Below are 16,456 nucleotides of genomic sequence, written 5' to 3' on the forward strand. Positions count from 1 at the left end.
TGCCGCACTGCGTGTCCCGCCGGGAGCCTGTCACGTGGCTGCGTGCCGCGTGCGGGCGTTCGTCCGAGTACGTCGTCCGAGTAGGTCATCCGAGTACGTCGACTGAGTACCCGTACGGATGTGCGCCCGGCGCCGCGTCGGCAGGCTGGGCGGCATGACCACGCACCGTGCTCCCCAGCCCCTCGCCGACCCGGGCCGTCCGGTCGAGCGTGCCGTGAACGCCGCGCTGATCCTCGCCGTCCTGGCCGGCCTCGGCTGGATCGTCGGGATGATCTACACGCTTGTGCAGTGGCCGCTCTGAGGGCGGTGGCGGGCCGCTACGGCGTCACGGCCGCGGTCAGCGGCGCGCCGCGACGCGGAAGCGGACGCCCGCGCGGGTCAACCGCCCGGTCAGCGCGTCGCCCATCGCCACCGCCGTGGTGACCTGCCCGGCCGTCGGCGGGAGATCGTCGCAGGCCAGCGCCATCGCCGCCTCGGCGAACATCTTCGCCGTCTCGTCGTAACCGGGGTCGCCGCCCGCGACCTCGGTGAACACCCGTCGGCCGCCGCCCTCGCCGACGAACCGGACGGAGAACCAGCTCCGCGCCCGCTTCTGCTCGCTCGGCCCCTCGCCGGGCTTGAGCCGGTCCGACAGCCAGCGCCGGGCGGGCGGCACCTGGGCCGCCGCGGCGAGCGTCCCGACCGCGGCGACGCCGCCCACGGCGACGGGCAGCCGCCGGACGGCCGCGTAGTGCCGGTAGCGGAAGTCGGGGCCGTAGCGCTGCAGCGTCCGGGCCGACCGGAGCACGATCTGCGGGTCGATGGTCGGCAGCGGCAGCGCCCAGGCGCCGACCTCCCCGGCGAACCGGGGCGCGCCCACCGGTGCGACGGCCCGGCGGCCCATCAGCCGCGGCTCGTGCCGCCCCCGTTCCCGTGCCGCGGCCAGCATCTGCCGCCCGCGCGCGAACTGGCCGAGCGCGGAGGCGAAGGTCCCGCCCGAGAAGGAGGCGTCGGCCGTCACGAAGCCGTCCACGGTCAGCGGCACGCCCTCCGGGAGCTGGCGGACGGTGAAGTACACGCCGAGGTCGTGCGGGACGGAGTCGAAGCCGCACGCGTGGATCAGCCGTGCCCCCGTCTCCCGCGCGCGTGCGTCGTGCCGGACGTACATCAGGTCCACGAACTCCGGCTCGCCGGTGAGGTCGAGGTAGTCCGCGCCGGTGTCCGCGCAGGCGGCCACCAGCTCCTCGCCGTAGCGCACGTACGGGCCCACCGTCGTGGCCACCACGCGCGCGTGCTCCGCGAGCGCGCGCAGGGACGCCGGGTCCGCGACGTCGGCGCGCAGCACCCCGGCGTCCACGCCGAGCCGTTCGCGCAGCCGCTCCAGCTTGCTCTCGTCCCGCCCGGCGATGGCCCAGCGCAGCCCGGCTGGCGCGTGGACGGCGAGGTACTGCGCGGTGAGGGTTCCCACGAAACCCGTCGCCCCGAAGAGCACGATGTCGTACGGACGGTCGCTCGTTTTCAGCCTGCTCATGACATCCCTTCGCGGTGCAGCCCGTGCCGCTGTCGGTGGCTGAGGCTAGCGTGAGGAGTGCGCAGGCCGACGACGAGCCCGGAGGCAGCAGGTGACCGTGGACCGCCATGCCCTGAGGAAATGGGAGAAAGTGCGTGAGTTCGCACTCGGACTGCCGGGTGCGGCCGAGGAGTTCCCCTGGGGCGAGAGCGTCGCCAAGGTGAACGGGAAGGTGTTCGTCTTCCTCGGCGTCGACGACGGCAGTCACCCGACGGCCGTCACCGTCAAGCTCAGGGACGAGACCGCGCACGCCCACGCACTGGCCGCGCCCGGCGCCGAGCCCGCCGGATACGGCCTCGGCAGGTCGGGCTGGGTGCGCATCCCGCTGGAGGAGAAGGGCGCTCCCGCGGCCGACCTGCTCTGCGACTGGGTGGAGGAGAGCTACCGCACCATCGCTCCCCGACGGCTCATATCGGAGCTGGAGACACGCTGAACCGTCGGCCTGCGGGCCGCGATCCGGCTAAGCGCTTGCTCGCCCTGCTCTTGTGTCCGCGGGGACACGTTCCTAGCATCACTGGTGTTACATCAGTTGTGTCACAGCAAGGGGGCTGGATGACGACGGGACGGACGACCGGGCACGGCCCGCTGGCCGGCGTGCGGGTGCTGGAGCTCGCCGGGATCGGCCCCGGCCCCTTCGCGGGCATGCTGCTGGCCGATCTCGGCGCAGACGTGGTCCGGGTGGACCGCCCCGGTGGCCCCTCCCTCGGCATCGACCCGGCCCGTGACGTCACCAACCGCAACAAGCGCTCGGTGGTCGTGGACCTCAAGGCGCCGGACGGCCCCGCGCGCGTGCTCGACCTCGCCGCCCGCGCCGACGTGCTGATCGAGGGCAACCGCCCGGGTGTCGCCGAGCGGCTCGGCGTCGGCCCGGCGCACTGCCACGCCCGCAACCCCCGACTGGTCTACGGCCGGATGACCGGCTGGGGGCAGGAGGGCCCGCTCGCCCACCGAGCCGGCCACGACATCGCCTACATCGCGCTCACCGGCGCCCTGGGCCTCATCGGCCCTCCGGACGCACCCCCGCCGGCCCCCGCCAACCTGCTGGGCGACTACGCGGGCGGCTCCCTCTACCTCGTCGTCGGCGTCCTCGCGGCGCTGCACCACGCGCGCGTGAGCGGCGTCGGCCAGGTCGTCGACGCGGCCATCGTGGACGGCGCCGCCCACCTCTCCACGATGATCCACGGCATGCTCGCGGCGGGCGGCTGGCAGGACCGGCGCGGCGCCAACCTGCTCGACGGGGGCTGCCCGTACTACGGCGTCTACGAGACCGCCGACGGCGGCTACATGGCCGTCGGCGCGCTGGAGCCGCAGTTCTACGACGCCTTCGTGGACCTCCTGGGCCTCGAGGACCTCCGTGACGCCCGCAAGGACCGGACGCGGTGGGGAGAGCTGCGCGAGGCCGTCGCCGCCCGCTTCCGCACCCGCACCCGTGACGCGTGGACGGCGGTCTTCGAGGGCTCCGACGCGTGCGTGGCGCCGGTGCTGTCGCTGCGCGAGGCCCCGCGCCACCCGCACCTGGCGGCCCGCGCCACCTTCGTCGAGCACGGCGGCATCACCCAGCCCGCCCCCGCCCCCCGGTTCTCCGCGACCCCCACGGCCGTCCGCACCGGCCCGGCACGGCCCGGCGCCGACACGCACCAGGTGGCCCGCGACTGGGACATACCGGAGCTCGCCCCCGATCTCGAGCAGCCCCTCCCGAACACCCCGGCCCGGGGCGACTGAACCCGCCCGGCCGGGCCCACCCTCCCGAAAGGCCCACCAATGAGCACCGAAGCGTACGTGTACGACGCGATCCGCACCCCGCGCGGGCGCGGCAAGGCGAACGGCTCCCTGCACGGAACGAAGCCCATCGACCTCGTCGTCGGCCTCATCCACGAACTCCGCGACCGCTTCCCCGGCCTGGACCCGGCCGGGATCGACGACATCGTGCTCGGCGTGGTCAGCCCCGTGGGCGACCAGGGCTCCGACATCGCGCGCACTGCCGCCATCGCCGCCGGCCTGCCCGACACGGTGGCGGGCGTGCAGGAGAACCGCTTCTGCGCCTCGGGTCTGGAAGCCGTCAACCTGGCCGCCATGAAGGTCCGCTCGGGCTGGGAGGACCTCGTCCTCGCGGGCGGCGTCGAGTCGATGTCCCGGGTGCCGATGGCCTCGGACGGCGGCGCCTGGTTCAACGACCCGATGACCAACCTGGGCGTCAACTTCGTGCCGCAGGGCATCGGCGCCGACCTCATCGCCACCATCGAGGGCTTCTCCCGGCGCGACGTCGACGAGTACGCCGCCCTGTCGCAGGAGCGGGCGGCGACGGCCTGGAAGGAGGGCCGCTTCGACCGCTCCGTCGTCCCGGTGAGGGACCGCAGCGGACTCGTCGTCCTCGACCACGACGAGCACCCCCGCCCCGGCACCACCGCGGACTCCCTCGCGAAGCTGAAGCCGTCCTTCGCCGACATCGGCGAGCTCGGCGGGTTCGACGCCGTGGCGCTGCAGAAGTACCACTGGGTGGAGAAGATCGACCACGTCCACCACGCGGGCAACTCCTCCGGCATCGTCGACGGGGCATCCCTGGTCGCCATCGGCACCAGGGAGGCCGGCGAGCGCCACGGGCTCGCCCCGCGCGCGCGGATCGTCTCCGCGGCCGTCTCCGGCTCCGAGCCGACGATCATGCTGACCGGTCCCGCGCCCGCCACCCGCAAGGCTCTCGCGAAGGCCGGCCTGACCATCGACGACATCGACCTCGTCGAGATCAACGAGGCCTTCGCCGCCGTCGTCCTGCGCTTCGTCAAGGACATGGGCCTGTCCCTGGACAAGGTCAACGTCAACGGCGGCGCGATCGCGCTGGGTCACCCGCTCGGCGCCACCGGCGCGATGATCCTCGGCTCGCTCGTCGACGAACTGGAGCGCCAGGACAAGCGCTACGGCCTCGCCACCCTCTGCGTCGGCGGCGGCATGGGCATCGCCACCGTCGTCGAGCGCGTCTGACCACCCCAGCGGAACCCGAGACCTCTACGGAGAACCCGTCATGACACAGAGCACCACCATCCGCTGGGAACAGGACCGCACCGGCCTCGTCACCCTCGTCCTCGACGACCCCGACCAGTCCGCCAACACCATGAACGCGGCCTTCCGCGCCTCCCTTGCCGCGGTCGCCGACCGCCTGGAGGCCGAGAAGGACTCCGTCCGGGGCGTCATCCTCACCTCGGCCAAGAAGACCTTCTTCGCCGGCGGCGACCTGCGCGACCTCATCCGCGTCACCCCGGACACGGCCCAGGAGCTGCTGGACGGCGGACTGGAGATCAAGCGCAACCTCCGCCGCATCGAGACCCTCGGCAAGCCCGTCGTAGCCGCCCTGAACGGCGCGGCCCTCGGCGGCGGCTACGAACTCGCCCTGGCCTGCCACCACCGCATCGCGCTCGACGCGCCCGGCTCGAAGATCGGCTGCCCCGAGGTCACCCTCGGCCTGCTCCCCGGCGGCGGCGGCGTCGTGCGCACGGTCCGGCTGCTGGGCATCACCGACGCCCTCCTGAAGGTCCTCCTCAAGGGCGCCCAGTACAGCCCGCGGCGGGCCCTGGAGAACGGTCTGGTCGACGACGTCGCCACCACGCCCGACGAACTGCTCGCCAAGGCCCGCGCCTTCGTCGACGCGAACCCCGAGTCGCAGCAGCCCTGGGACAGGCCCGGCTACCGCATCCCCGGCGGCACCCCGTCGAACCCCCGCTTCGCCGCCAACCTGCCCGCGTTCCCGGCCAGCCTGCGCAAGGAGACCAACGGAGCCCCCTACCCCGCGCCCCGCAACATCCTCGCCGCGGCCGTCGAGGGCGCCCAGGTCGACTTCGAGACCGCACAGGTCATCGAGGCCCGTTACTTCGTCGAGCTGGCCGCCGGACAGACGTCGAAGAACATGATCCAGGCGTTCTTCTTCGACCTCCAGGCCGTCAACTCGGGCCTCAGCCGCCCCAAGGGCGTCGCACCCCGCCCGGTGCGCAGGGCGGCCGTCCTGGGCGCCGGGATGATGGGCGCCGGCATCGCCTACGCCTGCGCCCGCGCGGGCATCGACGTCGTCCTGAAGGACGTCTCCCTGGAAGCCGCCGTCAAGGGCAAGGCCTACTCCGAGAAGCTGTGCGCCAAGGCCGTCTCCCGCGGCCGCACGACCCAGGAGAAGGCCGACGCTCTCCTCGCCCGCATCACGCCCGCCGCGGACCCCGCCGACCTGGCCGGCTGCGACGCCGTCATCGAGGCCGTCTTCGAGGACACCGCCCTCAAGCACAAGGTGTTCCAGGAGATCGAGCAGGTCGTCGCCCCCGACGCCCTGCTGTGCTCCAACACCTCCACGCTGCCCATCACCGCCCTCGCCGAAGGCGTCGAGCGCCAGGCCGACTTCATCGGGCTGCACTTCTTCTCACCCGTCGACAAGATGCCCCTCGTCGAGATCATCAGGGGCGAGCGCACCGGCGACGAGGCGCTCGCGCGCGCCTTCGACCTGGTGCGGCAGATCAAGAAGACGCCGATCGTCGTCAACGACTCGCGCGGCTTCTTCACCTCCCGGGTGATCGGCCACTTCATCAACGAGGGCGTCGCCATGGTCGGCGAGGGCATCGAGCCCGCCTCCGTGGAGCAGGCGGCCGCGCAGGCCGGCTACCCCGCCAAGGTGCTCTCCCTGATGGACGAGCTGACGCTCACCCTCCCGCGCAGGATCCGGGAAGAGTCCAGGCGGGCCGTCGAGGAGGCGGGCGGCACCTGGCCCGGACACCCCGCCGAGGCCGTCATCGACCGCATGGTCGACGAGTTCGGCCGCACGGGACGCAGCGGCGGCGCCGGCTTCTACGAGTACGGGGAGGACGGCAGGCGCTCCGGTCTGTGGCCGGGCCTGCGCGAGCACTTCACCCGCGCGGGCGCCGAGATCCCCTTCGAGGACATGCAGGAGCGCATGCTCTTCTCCGAGGCCCTCGACACCGTCAGGCTCGTCGAGGAGGGCGTCCTGACCTCCGTGGCCGACGCCAACATCGGCTCCCTCTTCGGGATCGGCTTCCCCGGCTGGACCGGCGGAGTGCTCCAGTACGTCAACGGCTACGACGGCGGGCTCCCCGGCTTCGTGGCCCGCGCGCGTGAACTCGCCGCACGCTACGGCGACCGCTTCACCCCGCCCGCCCTGCTGGTGGAGAAGGCGCAACGGGGGGAGACCTTCACGGACGCGCGCTGAGCGCCCGGACCGTCACGGGGAGCCGTCCGCCGACGGCCCCCCGAGCCACTCCCGCAGTTCCTCCGTGAGCGAGCGCTGGAAGGCCGTCAGCAGCGCCTGGACGACCAGCGGCTGCATGTGCGCCGACAGCGACCGCACCGCCTGCGCGTCACGCTCCGGCACCTCCTCGCGCAGCAGCCGCGACAGCTCGTGGGCCGCCGCGCGCGCATGGTCGAGCAGGACGGTGCGCGCCGCGCGGATCGACTCGGGCGACAACGGCACGTCCAGCAGCCGGATCCCCAGCCGCAGCAGGCCGGGGTCGACCCCGTACCCGTCGTCGTCGCGGTGTACGACGTTCATCGCGACGAGCCGGTCCAGGTCCTCCTCGCCGAGCGTCCGCCCCGCCCGCCGCTGCAGTTCCTCCCGGGTCACCGTCTCCACCGAGTCCGGCGCCCAGGAAGCCACCACGGCCCGGTGCACGGCGAGGTCGTGGGCGTCCAGGCCGGGCGGCAGCCGGTTCAGATAGCGCTCGATCGCCGCCAGCGTCAGCCCCTGCCCGCGCAGCTCCTCGATCAGCGCCAGGCGCGCGAGGTGCCCGGCGCCGTAACGCCCCACTCGGCGCGGCCCGATGACCGGCGGCGGGAGCAGCCCTTTCGTGCCGTAGAAGCGCACGGTGCGCACCGTGACCCCGGCGCGCGCGGCCAGCTCGTCGACCGTGAGGGCCGGCTCCTCGGTCTCGCTCGTCATGTGCAGCAGTATCGCTGTCACACCGAAGCTGTGAAACCCGTGAGGGCAGAGTGACAGGCGGACCTCGAGGACCGGCGCCCTCGCGGACCGCGTCGTTGTCAGTGGTGTCGCCTACCGTGGCGTCATGGGGGAGATCACGTATGTCAGGGGCGACGCCACCGTGCCGTCGGTGAAGGGCGTCAAGGTGATCGCCCATGTCTGCAACGACATCGGGGGATGGGGGAAGGGCTTCGTCCTCGCGCTGTCCCGCCGCTGGCCCGAACCCGAGGCGGCCTACCGCGCCTGGCACCGGGAGCGCGCCTCCAACGACTTCGGCCTGGGCGCCCTCCAGCTGGTCCAGGTGGAGCCGTACGTGTGGGTCGCCAACATGATCGGCCAGCGCGGCGTGCGGACGGGCAGCAAGGGCGTCCCCGTGCGGTACGAGGCCATCGACGCGGCGCTCGCCCGGCTGGCCGGCCCCGCACGGGAACTCCACGCGTCCGTGCACATGCCACGGATAGGCTGCGGCCTGGCCGGGGGCAAGTGGTCCCGCGTCGAGCCGCTCGTGAGTGAGCGGCTCGTGCGGCGGGGCGTCGCGGTGACGGTGTACGACCACGGGGAGGGGTAGCGCCCATGCGCGCACAGACCGACAGGCACATCGACGGAAGCGGCGGCATCGAGGGGAGCGGCGGCATCGACGTGCTGGTTCTCGGCGGGGCCGGCGTGGACACGATCGTGTACGTGCCGGAGCTGCCGCTCCCGTACGCCGACAGCTACATGATCGACAGCGGGATCCGCGCCCGCGCCGGCCAGACCGGTGACTTCGTGGCCCTGGGCCTCGCCGCCCTCGGCCTGCGCACCCACCATCTCGACTTCCTCGGCGACGATCCCGAGGGCGACCTCGTCCGCGCCCTGCACGACGAGCACGGCATCGCCCTCACCGCGATCCCGCAGCCCGCCGGCACCAAGCGCGCGGTGAACCTGGTGAGCCCGGACGGCCGGCGGCTGTCGCTGTACGACACCAGTCGAGGGCGAGCGGACGACCGCTTCCCCGAGGACACCCTGCGCGCCCTCGCCGCGGTGAGCCGCCACGCGCACGTGTCCATCACTCAGCCCTGCGCCGAGGCGCTGCCCGTCCTGCGCGAGGCGGGCGTCGGCATCTCCACCGACCTGCACAACTGGGACGGCGAGAACCCCTACCAGGCGGCCTTCGCCCACGAGGCGGACGTCGTGTTCGTCTCCGCGACCGCCCTGTCCGACCCGCGGGCGACCATGCGCCGCATCGCCGAGCGCGGCCGCGCCGAAGCGGTCGTCGCCACCGCCGGAGCCGAGGGAGCGTATCTGCTGGCGGGCGGCGAGCTGACACATGTCCCCGCCGTCGCCCCGCCCGGACCGGTGGTCGACTCCAACGGCGCGGGCGACGCGTTCGCCGCCGCCTTCCTGTTCGGCCGTCTGCACGGCGAAACGCCCCGCCGGTGCGCCGAGTTCGGGGCACTGGCGGGGGCGTACGCGTGCACGGTGCCGGCCACGGAGAGTGCCGCCCTGCCCCGCGCCGAGCTGCTGGCGCGGGCGGGCGCCCGCTGACCGGCGGGCCGGCGGGCCCGGGCGAGGTCAGTTCTGCTTACGTCTCGCAGCGGACAGGCCGATCACCCCGACCAGGGCGACGACCGCGCCCACCAGGGTCAGCACCGGCACACTGCCGATGAGGCCGACGGCCATGATCACCGCCCCGATCAGCGGCACCACTCTCCACGCGCCCAGACCCTCGTTGCCGTTCCGTGCAGCCATGGCCGTCCCCCGCTCCTGTCGCAGTTCCTGGACGGCTTGTTACCCACAACCGCCCGATCTCAGACAGGTGTTCGCACACTTCCGGAATCGCGGGCAGAGCGGCGGCCGGCCGACGGCCGGCTCAGTGCTCGTGGACGTCGTTCGTCGCCGCGATCTTCTTCCAGGACTTCGGCTGCACGGGAGCGGCCGCCGCCTTCGCGGTCGCCGCCGTCCGCGCGGCGGAGGCCGTTCCCGCGGCGGAGGCCGCGGGCTTCGCCGGCCGGAACAGCCAGGCGTCGAACAGCGCGTCCAGCTGCCTGCCCGAGACCCGCTCGGCGTACCGCCGGAGATCGGCGACCGTCGCGTTGCCGTACGCGTGCTCCCGCGGCCAGCCCTTCAGGACGGCGAAGAAGGCGTCGTCGCCGATCTCGTCGCGCAGCGCCTGCACCGCCAGCGCGCCCCGGTCGTACACGGCGATGTCGAACTGCTTGTCCGGACCCGGGTCGCCGGGTTTCACCGTCCAGAAGGCGTCGTCGGCCGGATGCGAGGCGTACACGTAGTCCGCGATCTCCCGGGCCGTGCCCTCGTCCTCGTGCTCGGACCACAGCCACTGCGCGTACCGTGCGAAGCCCTCGTTCAGCCAGATGTCCTTCCACCCGGCGACGGACACGAAGTCGCCGTACCACTGGTGGGCCAGTTCGTGCACCACGACCGAGGTGTTGGAGCCGCCGGCGAACTGCCGGGGGCTGTAGAAGGGCCGGGTCTGGGTCTCCAGGGCGTACCCGGTGTTCGTGTTCGGCACGTACCCGCCGAGCGCGTCGAAGGGATACGGCCCGAAGTACCCGCTCAGCCAGTCGGCGATCTCCCCGGTCCGCTCGACGCTCGCCCGCGCGGCGCCCGCGTTGTCGCCGAGATCCCTGCTGTAGGCGTTGACGACCGGGATGCCGCTCTCGGTCGTGCCGGTGGTGAGGTCGAACCTGCCGACGGCGAGCGTGGCCAGGTAGGTCGCCTGCGGCTTGCTGGAGCGCCAGTTGAAGCGCGTCCAGCCGGCCCGTGAACTCGTCGACTGCAGCGTGCCGTTGGAGAGGGCCTGCGTGCCGTCGGGCACCTGCACGGACACGTCGTAGGTGGCCTTGTCGAGCGGGTGGTCGTTGCTCGGGAACCACCACCAGGCAGCCTCGGGCTCGTTCGCGCCGACCCCGCCGTCCGGGGTGCGGTGCCAGCTGGTGAAGCCGTACGCCTGCTTCGAGGACGGGACGCCGCGGTAGCGGACCACGACGGTGACCTGCGCCCCCTCGGCCAGCGGCTTCCTCGGCGTGATCTCCAGCTCGTGCTCGCCCGAGGTCGCGAACGCCGCGACCGCGCCGTCGACCCGCACCTCGCTCACGTCGAGCAGGAAGTCCAGGTCGAACCGCGACAGGTCCTGCGTGGTCTTCGCCAGGATCGTCGCCGTGCCCTCCAGTTCGTCCGTGGCCGGCCGGTACTTCAGCCGCAGGTCGTAGTGGGAGACGTCGTAGCCGCCGTTGCCGTACGCCGGATAGTAGGGGTCGCCGATGCCCGGGGCGCCGGGGGAGCCGCTCGCGGCCGACGCCGGGATCGCCAGCAGGACGGAGGCGGCGGCGAGCGCGCCGGGCGCGGTGAATCTGCGGTGCACGTGAACTCCAAGTCGTAGAGGAGCGCAGTCCGTTCGGAGCCTATGGACTCCCTGTGCCTCAGGACCTGCCCGACACCGCTCCCGTCACACGATCGCCATTCGGCCGTCACGAGCGGTCCGCCTCGGCGCGCGTGGTCCCGGCCAGAACCGCCGCACCCCCCGGCGCAACCGTGCGCCGCCGCCTCATCTGCCCTCTTCTGAACGGGAGTTGACGCGAGTACCGTCGAAGCACATGTGGACACGCATGCGCTTCACGACCTGGAGACCGCTCGCGACGGCCGCCATCACCCTCCTGGTGGCCGCCTTCCTCACCCCGGTCGCGGCCCACGGCGCCCCCCGGGAGAGCCGACCCGTCTACTCCTACGAGAACGCCGTCCGCGAGGCGGTCTGGGTCGACACCGGACTCGACTCCGACGGCGACGGCCGGACCGACCGCGTCGCCGTCGACGTCGTCCGGCCCCGCGAACCCGCCGCCCAGGGCCGCAAAGTGCCCGTCATCATGGACGCCAGCCCCTACTACTCCTGCTGCGGACGCGGCAACGAGAGCCAGCGCAAGACCTACGACGCCGAGGGCCGCGTCGTCCAGATGCCGCTGTTCTACGACAACTACTTCGTGCCGCGGGGCTACGCCTTCGTCGGCGTCGACCTGGCCGGAACCGACCGCTCCGACGGCTGCGAGGACGTCGGAGGCCGCGGCGAGGTGCAGTCCGCGAAGGCGGTCGTCGACTGGCTCAACGGCCGCGCCAAGGGCTACACCAGCCGCACCGGCGGCACGACCGCCAAGGCGAGCTGGACCGACGGCCGGACGGGCATGATCGGCAAGAGCTGGGACGGCACCATCGCCAACGCCGTCGCCGCGACCGGCGTGCGGGGACTGCGGACGATCGTCCCCATCGCCGCCATCTCCTCCTGGTACGACTACTACTTCGCCCAGGGGGCGCCCCTCTACGACTCCGGCCCCGACGCCCTCGCGGACTACGTCAGCAGCCCCGACGCCCGCGCGCGGTGCGCCGCCGTCCAGCGCCGGCTCGTCGACGAGGCCCCGCGCACCGGCGACCGGACGCCGCTGTGGACCGAGCGCGACTACGTCAAGGACGCGCACAAGGTGAAGGCCAGCGTCTTCCTCGTGCACGGCATGCAGGACCTCAACGTCCGCACCAAGCACCTCGGCCAGTGGTGGGACGCCCTCGCGAAGAACGGCGTGCACCGCAAGATCTGGCTCTCCCAGACCGGACACGTCGACCCCTTCGACTTCCGTCGCGCCGCCTGGGTCGACACCCTGCACCGCTGGTTCGACCACGAGCTCCTCGGCTACGACAACGGCATCGACCGCGAGCCCATGGCCGACGTCGAACGCCACCCCGACCAGTGGGTCACCTCGACGTCCTGGCCGCCGCGCGGCACGCAGCCCGCGACCCTGCGCCCGGCCGCCGGCGACCGTCCCGGCGTCGGGACGCTCGGCCTGCGCAGGAGCACCGGCGTCGCCGCCTTCACCGACGACCCGCAACACGACGAGAGCGACTGGGCCGCGCAGATCGACACCCCGACGCCCGACAAGGCGGGCTTCGTCACCGGCGCCCTCACCCGGGACCTGCGGCTGTCCGGCTCCTCCAAGGTCACCGTCACCGCCACGCCCAGCACGGCGACGGCCCACCTGAGCGCCGTGCTCGTCGACCTCGGCCCCGACACGATCCGCGACTACGCGGCGGGAGGCGAGGGGATCACCACCCTCGCCGACCGCACCTGCTGGGGCGCGAGCACCGCGGGCGACAGCGCCTGCTTCAAGGGGACGAAGGCGGCGACGGTCGACGTCGGCGCCACGGTCGTCAGCCGGGGCTGGGCCGACCTCGGGACCTTCGCCGACCCCGGCAAGGGCGTGCCGCTGACCCCAGGCAGGGCGTACACCATCACTCTGGACCTCGCGGCCACCGACCACGTCGTACCGTCCGGTCACCGCCTCGCACTGATCGTCGCGGGCACCGACAAGGACCTCATCGACCCGCCCGCCGACCGGCCGACGCTCACCCTGGACCTGGCCCGCACCTCGGCCCGGGTCCCCGTCGTGGGCGGAGCGAAGGCGTTCGCCGCCGCGACGGCCGGATCACCGGCGGCCGGCGCCCCGCACCCCGCACCGCACACGGCTCCGCCGGCCGGCGCCGGCGCGCCGAGGAACGCCTTCCGGATCCCGTGACCGGCAGGCCGAAGCGCGCTCCGGATCCCGTGACCGGCCGGCCGGGGAACACGCGTCGGCTTCCGTGACCGGTCAGGAGGAGGCGGCCAGCGCGGCCGCCTCCTCCGCGCATCCCCAGGCGACCGTCACCCCGGCGCCGCCGTGGCCGTAGTTGTGGATCACCGCGCGGCCGTCGGGCAGCGTCTGCCGCTCCAGCCGTACCGCCGGCCGGGCCGGCCGCAGGCCCACCCGGTGCTCCAGGACCCGCGCCCCCGCCACCTCGGGCCGCAGCGCCGCGCACCGCCGCACGATCGCCTCCGCCTGCGCCGGGTCCGGCTCCAGGGACCACGCGCCGTCCTCGGCCGTGCCGCCCAGCAGCAGCCGCCCCGGCTGCGGGAAGAGGTAGGCCGTCTCCCCGTCCGGGGCGGTGGAGACCAGCCAGGTCCGCAGCCCCGGGTTCTCCACGACGACCAGCTGCCCGCGGACCGGCCGCACCGTGCGGTCCGCGACCAGGTCACGGGCGCCGAGGCCGGTGCAGTTGACGACGACCGGCGCGTCCACCGCCGTCAGATCGGACACGACCCGCTCCTCGACCGCGCCGCCCGCCCGCAGCAGCCGCTCCCGCAGCCACGGAAGGTGAGCCGCCATGTCGATGAGCGGCAGCCGCGTCCACAGGGCGCTCCCGGCCGGGTGCTCCCCGACGGTGGCCCGCCGCAGCACGGACAGCCGGCCCGCCGTCCAGGACCCGACGTTCGCCGGGTCCGCGGGGCTCATGGCCCCCTCGACCAGCCGCACCCCGTTCTCCTCCGGCCGCTCGGCCAGCTCCTGGTACACCTCCAGCGAGCGCAGCGCCCACGCGCGCGCCGACGCCATCGGCTCGATGCGGTACGGCCACCACAGCGCGCCCGCGACCGCCGAGGTGGTCCGCTCCACGGGGTCCCGCGTCCACACCCGCACCCGGCGGCCCCGCTCGGCCAGGACGACCGCCGTCGCCAGCCCGATCACCCCGCCGCCGACCACCACGACCTCGCCGCTCACCCGAGTGTCCACGCCCGGACGCTAACCGACCGCGCCCCGGTTCGGCGACCGGACGGACCCCGGCGCCCCGGCCGTCGCACGCCCACTAGGATCTGCTGTCTGATGACTGCCACTCTCGTCGCCAAGAACCTCGCCGCCGGGCACGGCGACCGCTCCCTCTTCTCCGGGCTCGACCTCGTGGTCGCCCCCGGGGACGTGATCGGACTGGTCGGCGCCAACGGCGCGGGCAAGTCCACCCTGCTGAAGCTGCTCGCCGGGCTCGCCGAGCCCGAGCAGGGCGAGCTCAGGCTCTCCCCGCCGACCGCGACCGTCGGCCACCTTCCCCAGGAACCGGAGCGCCGACCCGGCGAGAGCGTCCGCGAGTTCCTCGCCCGCCGCACGGGCGTCGCCGAGGCGCAGCGCACCATGGACGAGGCGACCCAGGCCCTGGTCGACGGGGCGCCCGGCGCGGACGACGCCTACGCGACGAGCCTGGAACGCTGGCTCGACCTCGGCGGCGCCGACCTCGACGAGCGCGCCGAGGAGGTCGCCGACTCGCTGGGGCTCGGCGTGGACCTCGACCAGCCGATGACCTCCCTGTCCGGCGGCCAGGCCGCCCGCGCGGGCCTCGCCTCCCTCCTCCTGTCCCGCTACGACGTCTTCCTGCTCGACGAGCCGACCAACGACCTCGACCTGGACGGCCTCGAGCGCCTCGAACGCTTCGTGACCGGTCTGCGCGCCGGCACGGTCGTCGTCAGCCACGACCGCGAGTTCCTCACCCGCACGGTCACCAAGGTCCTCGAACTGGACCTGGCACAGCAGCAGATCAACCTCTACGGCGGCGGCTACGACGCCTACCTCGAGGAGCGGGACGTGGCCCGCCGGCACGCGCGCGACGACTTCGAGGAGTACGCCGACAAGAAGGCCGCCCTCCAGGACCGGGCGCAGACCCAGCGCTCCTGGATGGACAAGGGCGTGAAGAACGCGCGCCGCAAGGCGGCCAACGACAACGACAAGATCGGCCGCAAGTTCCGCAGCGAGGCCAGCGAGAAGCAGGCCGCGAAGGCGCGGCAGACCCAGCGCATGATCGAGCGCCTGGAGGTCGTCGAGGAGCCGCGCAAGGAGTGGGAGCTGCGGATGGAGATCGCGGCCGCCCCGCGCTCCGGCGCGGTGGTCGCCTCCCTGCGTGAGGCGGAGGTGCGCCGCGGCGGCTTCACGTTCGGGCCGGTGACGCTGCAGATCGACTGGGCCGACCGGGTCGCGGTGACCGGCGCCAACGGCGCGGGCAAGTCCACCCTCCTCGGGGCGCTGCTCGGACGGGTCCCGCTGGACGCCGGACACGCGGCCCTGGGTTCGGGCGTCCTGGTCGGCGAGGTCGACCAGGCGCGGGCGCTGTTCCACGGCGCGGAGGCGCTGCTGGAGGCGTTCCGCGCCGCCGTCCCCGACACCGAGCCGGTCGAGGTGCGCACCCTGCTGGCCAAGTTCGGCCTGAAGTCGGAGCACGTCATGCGCCCGGCGGCCACCCTGTCTCCCGGCGAGCGCACCCGTGCCGCTCTCGCACTCCTTCAGGGACGGGGCGTCAACCTCCTGGTCCTCGACGAGCCGACCAACCACCTCGACCTGCCGGCCATCGAACAGCTGGAGTCGGCCCTCGACGCCTATGAGGGCACCCTCCTCCTCGTCACCCACGACCGTCGCATGCTGGACGCGGTCCACGTCACGCGCCGCCTGGAGGTCGCGGACGGCAAGGTGACGGAGCGGTAGCCGCGGGGAGGCCCGTTCACCCCAGCCGGGTGGCGAGACCCGGGTAGTCCAGGACGTATCCGTCCGGGTCGAAGACGATGTCGCTGCGGAAGCTCCCCGAGGCGTACCGGACCACCGCGCCGCCGTCCCCGGCCGCCCCGAGATGCGTGTACGTCTGCCACGACGGCCGCACGGTCAGCGCCGGCACCGAGACCCAGGCCATCAGGAACCGGCGCTCGCCCGCCTGCCGGTGCAGCCCGTGCCGCAGCACCGGCATGGTGTTGGTGAGCGGGCACAGACCCAGGTCGCAGTCGAGGGCCTCCTCGAAGCCGGGGAGGCGTTCCCCGTCGGCCGTCCAGCCGCCCCGTCCGTCGTGCCGCAGGTCCAGGGAGCGCGTGCGTGCGGCGGTCTCGACCGTGACCCGCAGCCGGCGGGTCACGAATCCGTCGGCCGCGTCGAGCTCGTAGGACACCCAGTACGGCTCCGGCGCCGTGCCGACCGCCCGCCCCCGGGCCCGAAGCGCGCCGTCGCCCTCCTCGGTCCACGCGGTCTCGTAGCCGCCGCTCGCCGACACGCTCCAGCTGAGGACCCGGGAAGCATCCATGCGGCAACTGTACGAGCGGTCCGGGCGCCGGTGCGTGCGCCCGTGGTCCCGGC

General features: G+C 73.5%; 15 protein-coding genes. 9 read left to right on the plus strand and 6 right to left on the minus strand.

Translation table 11 applies throughout. The features are described from left to right. Nucleotides 1-154 precede the first annotated feature (154 nt). Entirely contained in the window at nucleotides 155-301 is a 147-nt protein-coding gene (mmpA, locus tag ACN6LD_RS34370; protein WP_319197855.1) for a morphogenic membrane protein MmpA, read from the plus strand. Between the two features lie 36 nt (nucleotides 302-337). On the opposite strand, the gene ACN6LD_RS34375 is transcribed toward mmpA, so the two are convergent. Further along, nucleotides 338-1,510, minus strand: a complete 1,173-nt coding sequence (locus tag ACN6LD_RS34375) for a saccharopine dehydrogenase family protein (protein WP_319197857.1) — start codon at nucleotides 1,508-1,510, stop codon at nucleotides 338-340. Nucleotides 1,511-1,601: 91 nt separating this feature from the next. Between ACN6LD_RS34375 and ACN6LD_RS34380 the strand changes: the two genes are divergently transcribed. The 4 genes from ACN6LD_RS34380 to ACN6LD_RS34395 all read left to right on the plus strand — a co-directional run bounded on the left by ACN6LD_RS34380 (nucleotide 1,602) and on the right by ACN6LD_RS34395 (nucleotide 6,743). Continuing rightward, entirely contained in the window at nucleotides 1,602-1,982 is a 381-nt protein-coding gene (locus ACN6LD_RS34380; RefSeq protein WP_445045214.1) for an MmcQ/YjbR family DNA-binding protein, read from the plus strand. A 119-nt stretch (nucleotides 1,983-2,101) separates the two neighbouring features. Further along, the gene (locus tag ACN6LD_RS34385; RefSeq protein ID WP_445045215.1) at nucleotides 2,102-3,271 is read left to right on the plus strand and encodes a CaiB/BaiF CoA transferase family protein; all 1,170 of its coding nucleotides are present in this window, start codon (nucleotides 2,102-2,104) and stop codon (nucleotides 3,269-3,271) included. 39 nt (nucleotides 3,272-3,310) lie between these two features. Continuing rightward, nucleotides 3,311-4,525 (plus strand): acetyl-CoA C-acetyltransferase, encoded by a 1,215-nt coding sequence (locus tag ACN6LD_RS34390; RefSeq protein ID WP_319189575.1) that lies wholly within the window; start codon nucleotides 3,311-3,313, stop codon nucleotides 4,523-4,525. A gap of 40 nt (nucleotides 4,526-4,565) precedes the next feature. Continuing rightward, entirely contained in the window at nucleotides 4,566-6,743 is a 2,178-nt protein-coding gene (locus ACN6LD_RS34395) for a 3-hydroxyacyl-CoA dehydrogenase NAD-binding domain-containing protein (protein ID WP_445045216.1), read from the plus strand. 12 nt (nucleotides 6,744-6,755) lie between these two features. On the opposite strand, the gene ACN6LD_RS34400 is transcribed toward ACN6LD_RS34395, so the two are convergent. Then, nucleotides 6,756-7,469 (minus strand): MerR family transcriptional regulator, encoded by a 714-nt coding sequence (locus ACN6LD_RS34400; RefSeq protein ID WP_445045217.1) that lies wholly within the window; start codon nucleotides 7,467-7,469, stop codon nucleotides 6,756-6,758. A gap of 124 nt (nucleotides 7,470-7,593) precedes the next feature. Here ACN6LD_RS34400 and ACN6LD_RS34405 point away from each other — a divergent pair, with 124 nt between their 5' ends. After that, a complete protein-coding gene (locus ACN6LD_RS34405) occupies nucleotides 7,594-8,076 on the plus strand; it encodes a macro domain-containing protein (RefSeq protein ID WP_057582744.1) in 483 nt (160 codons plus the stop codon). A 5-nt stretch (nucleotides 8,077-8,081) separates the two neighbouring features. Continuing rightward, nucleotides 8,082-9,032, plus strand: a complete 951-nt coding sequence (locus tag ACN6LD_RS34410; RefSeq protein WP_319189581.1) for a PfkB family carbohydrate kinase — start codon at nucleotides 8,082-8,084, stop codon at nucleotides 9,030-9,032. 27 nt (nucleotides 9,033-9,059) lie between these two features. On the opposite strand, the gene ACN6LD_RS34415 is transcribed toward ACN6LD_RS34410, so the two are convergent. Beyond that, on the minus strand, nucleotides 9,060-9,236 hold the full coding sequence (locus ACN6LD_RS34415) for a hypothetical protein (RefSeq protein WP_445045218.1): 177 nt from the start codon (nucleotides 9,234-9,236) through the stop codon (nucleotides 9,060-9,062). Between the two features lie 121 nt (nucleotides 9,237-9,357). Continuing rightward, nucleotides 9,358-10,869, minus strand: coding sequence for a M1 family metallopeptidase (locus ACN6LD_RS34420; protein ID WP_319189585.1), 1,512 nt, complete (start codon nucleotides 10,867-10,869; stop codon nucleotides 9,358-9,360). 232 nt (nucleotides 10,870-11,101) lie between these two features. Here ACN6LD_RS34420 and ACN6LD_RS34425 point away from each other — a divergent pair, with 232 nt between their 5' ends. Then, nucleotides 11,102-13,060 (plus strand): Xaa-Pro dipeptidyl-peptidase, encoded by a 1,959-nt coding sequence (locus tag ACN6LD_RS34425; protein WP_445045219.1) that lies wholly within the window; start codon nucleotides 11,102-11,104, stop codon nucleotides 13,058-13,060. Between the two features lie 72 nt (nucleotides 13,061-13,132). On the opposite strand, the gene ACN6LD_RS34430 is transcribed toward ACN6LD_RS34425, so the two are convergent. Then, on the minus strand, nucleotides 13,133-14,089 hold the full coding sequence (locus tag ACN6LD_RS34430) for an NAD(P)/FAD-dependent oxidoreductase (protein WP_445045220.1): 957 nt from the start codon (nucleotides 14,087-14,089) through the stop codon (nucleotides 13,133-13,135). A gap of 90 nt (nucleotides 14,090-14,179) precedes the next feature. On the opposite strand from ACN6LD_RS34430, the gene ACN6LD_RS34435 reads away from it, so the two are divergent. Continuing rightward, entirely contained in the window at nucleotides 14,180-15,820 is a 1,641-nt protein-coding gene (locus ACN6LD_RS34435; protein ID WP_319189591.1) for an ABC-F family ATP-binding cassette domain-containing protein, read from the plus strand. A gap of 16 nt (nucleotides 15,821-15,836) precedes the next feature. Here ACN6LD_RS34435 and ACN6LD_RS34440 read toward each other — a convergent pair whose 3' ends face one another. Then, complete coding sequence (locus ACN6LD_RS34440) at nucleotides 15,837-16,403, minus strand: putative glycolipid-binding domain-containing protein (protein WP_445045221.1); 567 nt, start codon at nucleotides 16,401-16,403, stop codon at nucleotides 15,837-15,839. Nucleotides 16,404-16,456: the final 53 nt, after the last annotated feature.

This window comes from Streptomyces sp. SAS_272, from assembly GCF_052543235.1.

Bases quoted from the DNA above. Each gene is read 5' to 3' on its own strand.
- mmpA (WP_319197855.1), top strand. From the start codon at position 155: ATGACCACGCACCGTGCTCCCCAGCCCCTCGCCGACCCGGGCCGTCCG.
- ACN6LD_RS34375 (WP_319197857.1), bottom strand. From the start codon at position 1,510: ATGAGCAGGCTGAAAACGAGCGACCGTCCGTACGACATCGTGCTCTTC.
- ACN6LD_RS34385 (WP_445045215.1), top strand. From the start codon at position 2,102: ATGACGACGGGACGGACGACCGGGCACGGCCCGCTGGCCGGCGTGCGG.
- ACN6LD_RS34390 (WP_319189575.1), top strand. From the start codon at position 3,311: ATGAGCACCGAAGCGTACGTGTACGACGCGATCCGCACCCCGCGCGGG.
- ACN6LD_RS34395 (WP_445045216.1), top strand. From the start codon at position 4,566: ATGACACAGAGCACCACCATCCGCTGGGAACAGGACCGCACCGGCCTC.
- ACN6LD_RS34400 (WP_445045217.1), bottom strand. From the start codon at position 7,469: ATGACGAGCGAGACCGAGGAGCCGGCCCTCACGGTCGACGAGCTGGCC.
- ACN6LD_RS34405 (WP_057582744.1), top strand. From the start codon at position 7,594: ATGGGGGAGATCACGTATGTCAGGGGCGACGCCACCGTGCCGTCGGTG.
- ACN6LD_RS34410 (WP_319189581.1), top strand. From the start codon at position 8,082: ATGCGCGCACAGACCGACAGGCACATCGACGGAAGCGGCGGCATCGAG.
- ACN6LD_RS34415 (WP_445045218.1), bottom strand. From the start codon at position 9,236: ATGGCTGCACGGAACGGCAACGAGGGTCTGGGCGCGTGGAGAGTGGTG.
- ACN6LD_RS34425 (WP_445045219.1), top strand. From the start codon at position 11,102: ATGTGGACACGCATGCGCTTCACGACCTGGAGACCGCTCGCGACGGCC.
- ACN6LD_RS34435 (WP_319189591.1), top strand. From the start codon at position 14,180: ATGACTGCCACTCTCGTCGCCAAGAACCTCGCCGCCGGGCACGGCGAC.
- ACN6LD_RS34440 (WP_445045221.1), bottom strand. From the start codon at position 16,403: ATGGATGCTTCCCGGGTCCTCAGCTGGAGCGTGTCGGCGAGCGGCGGC.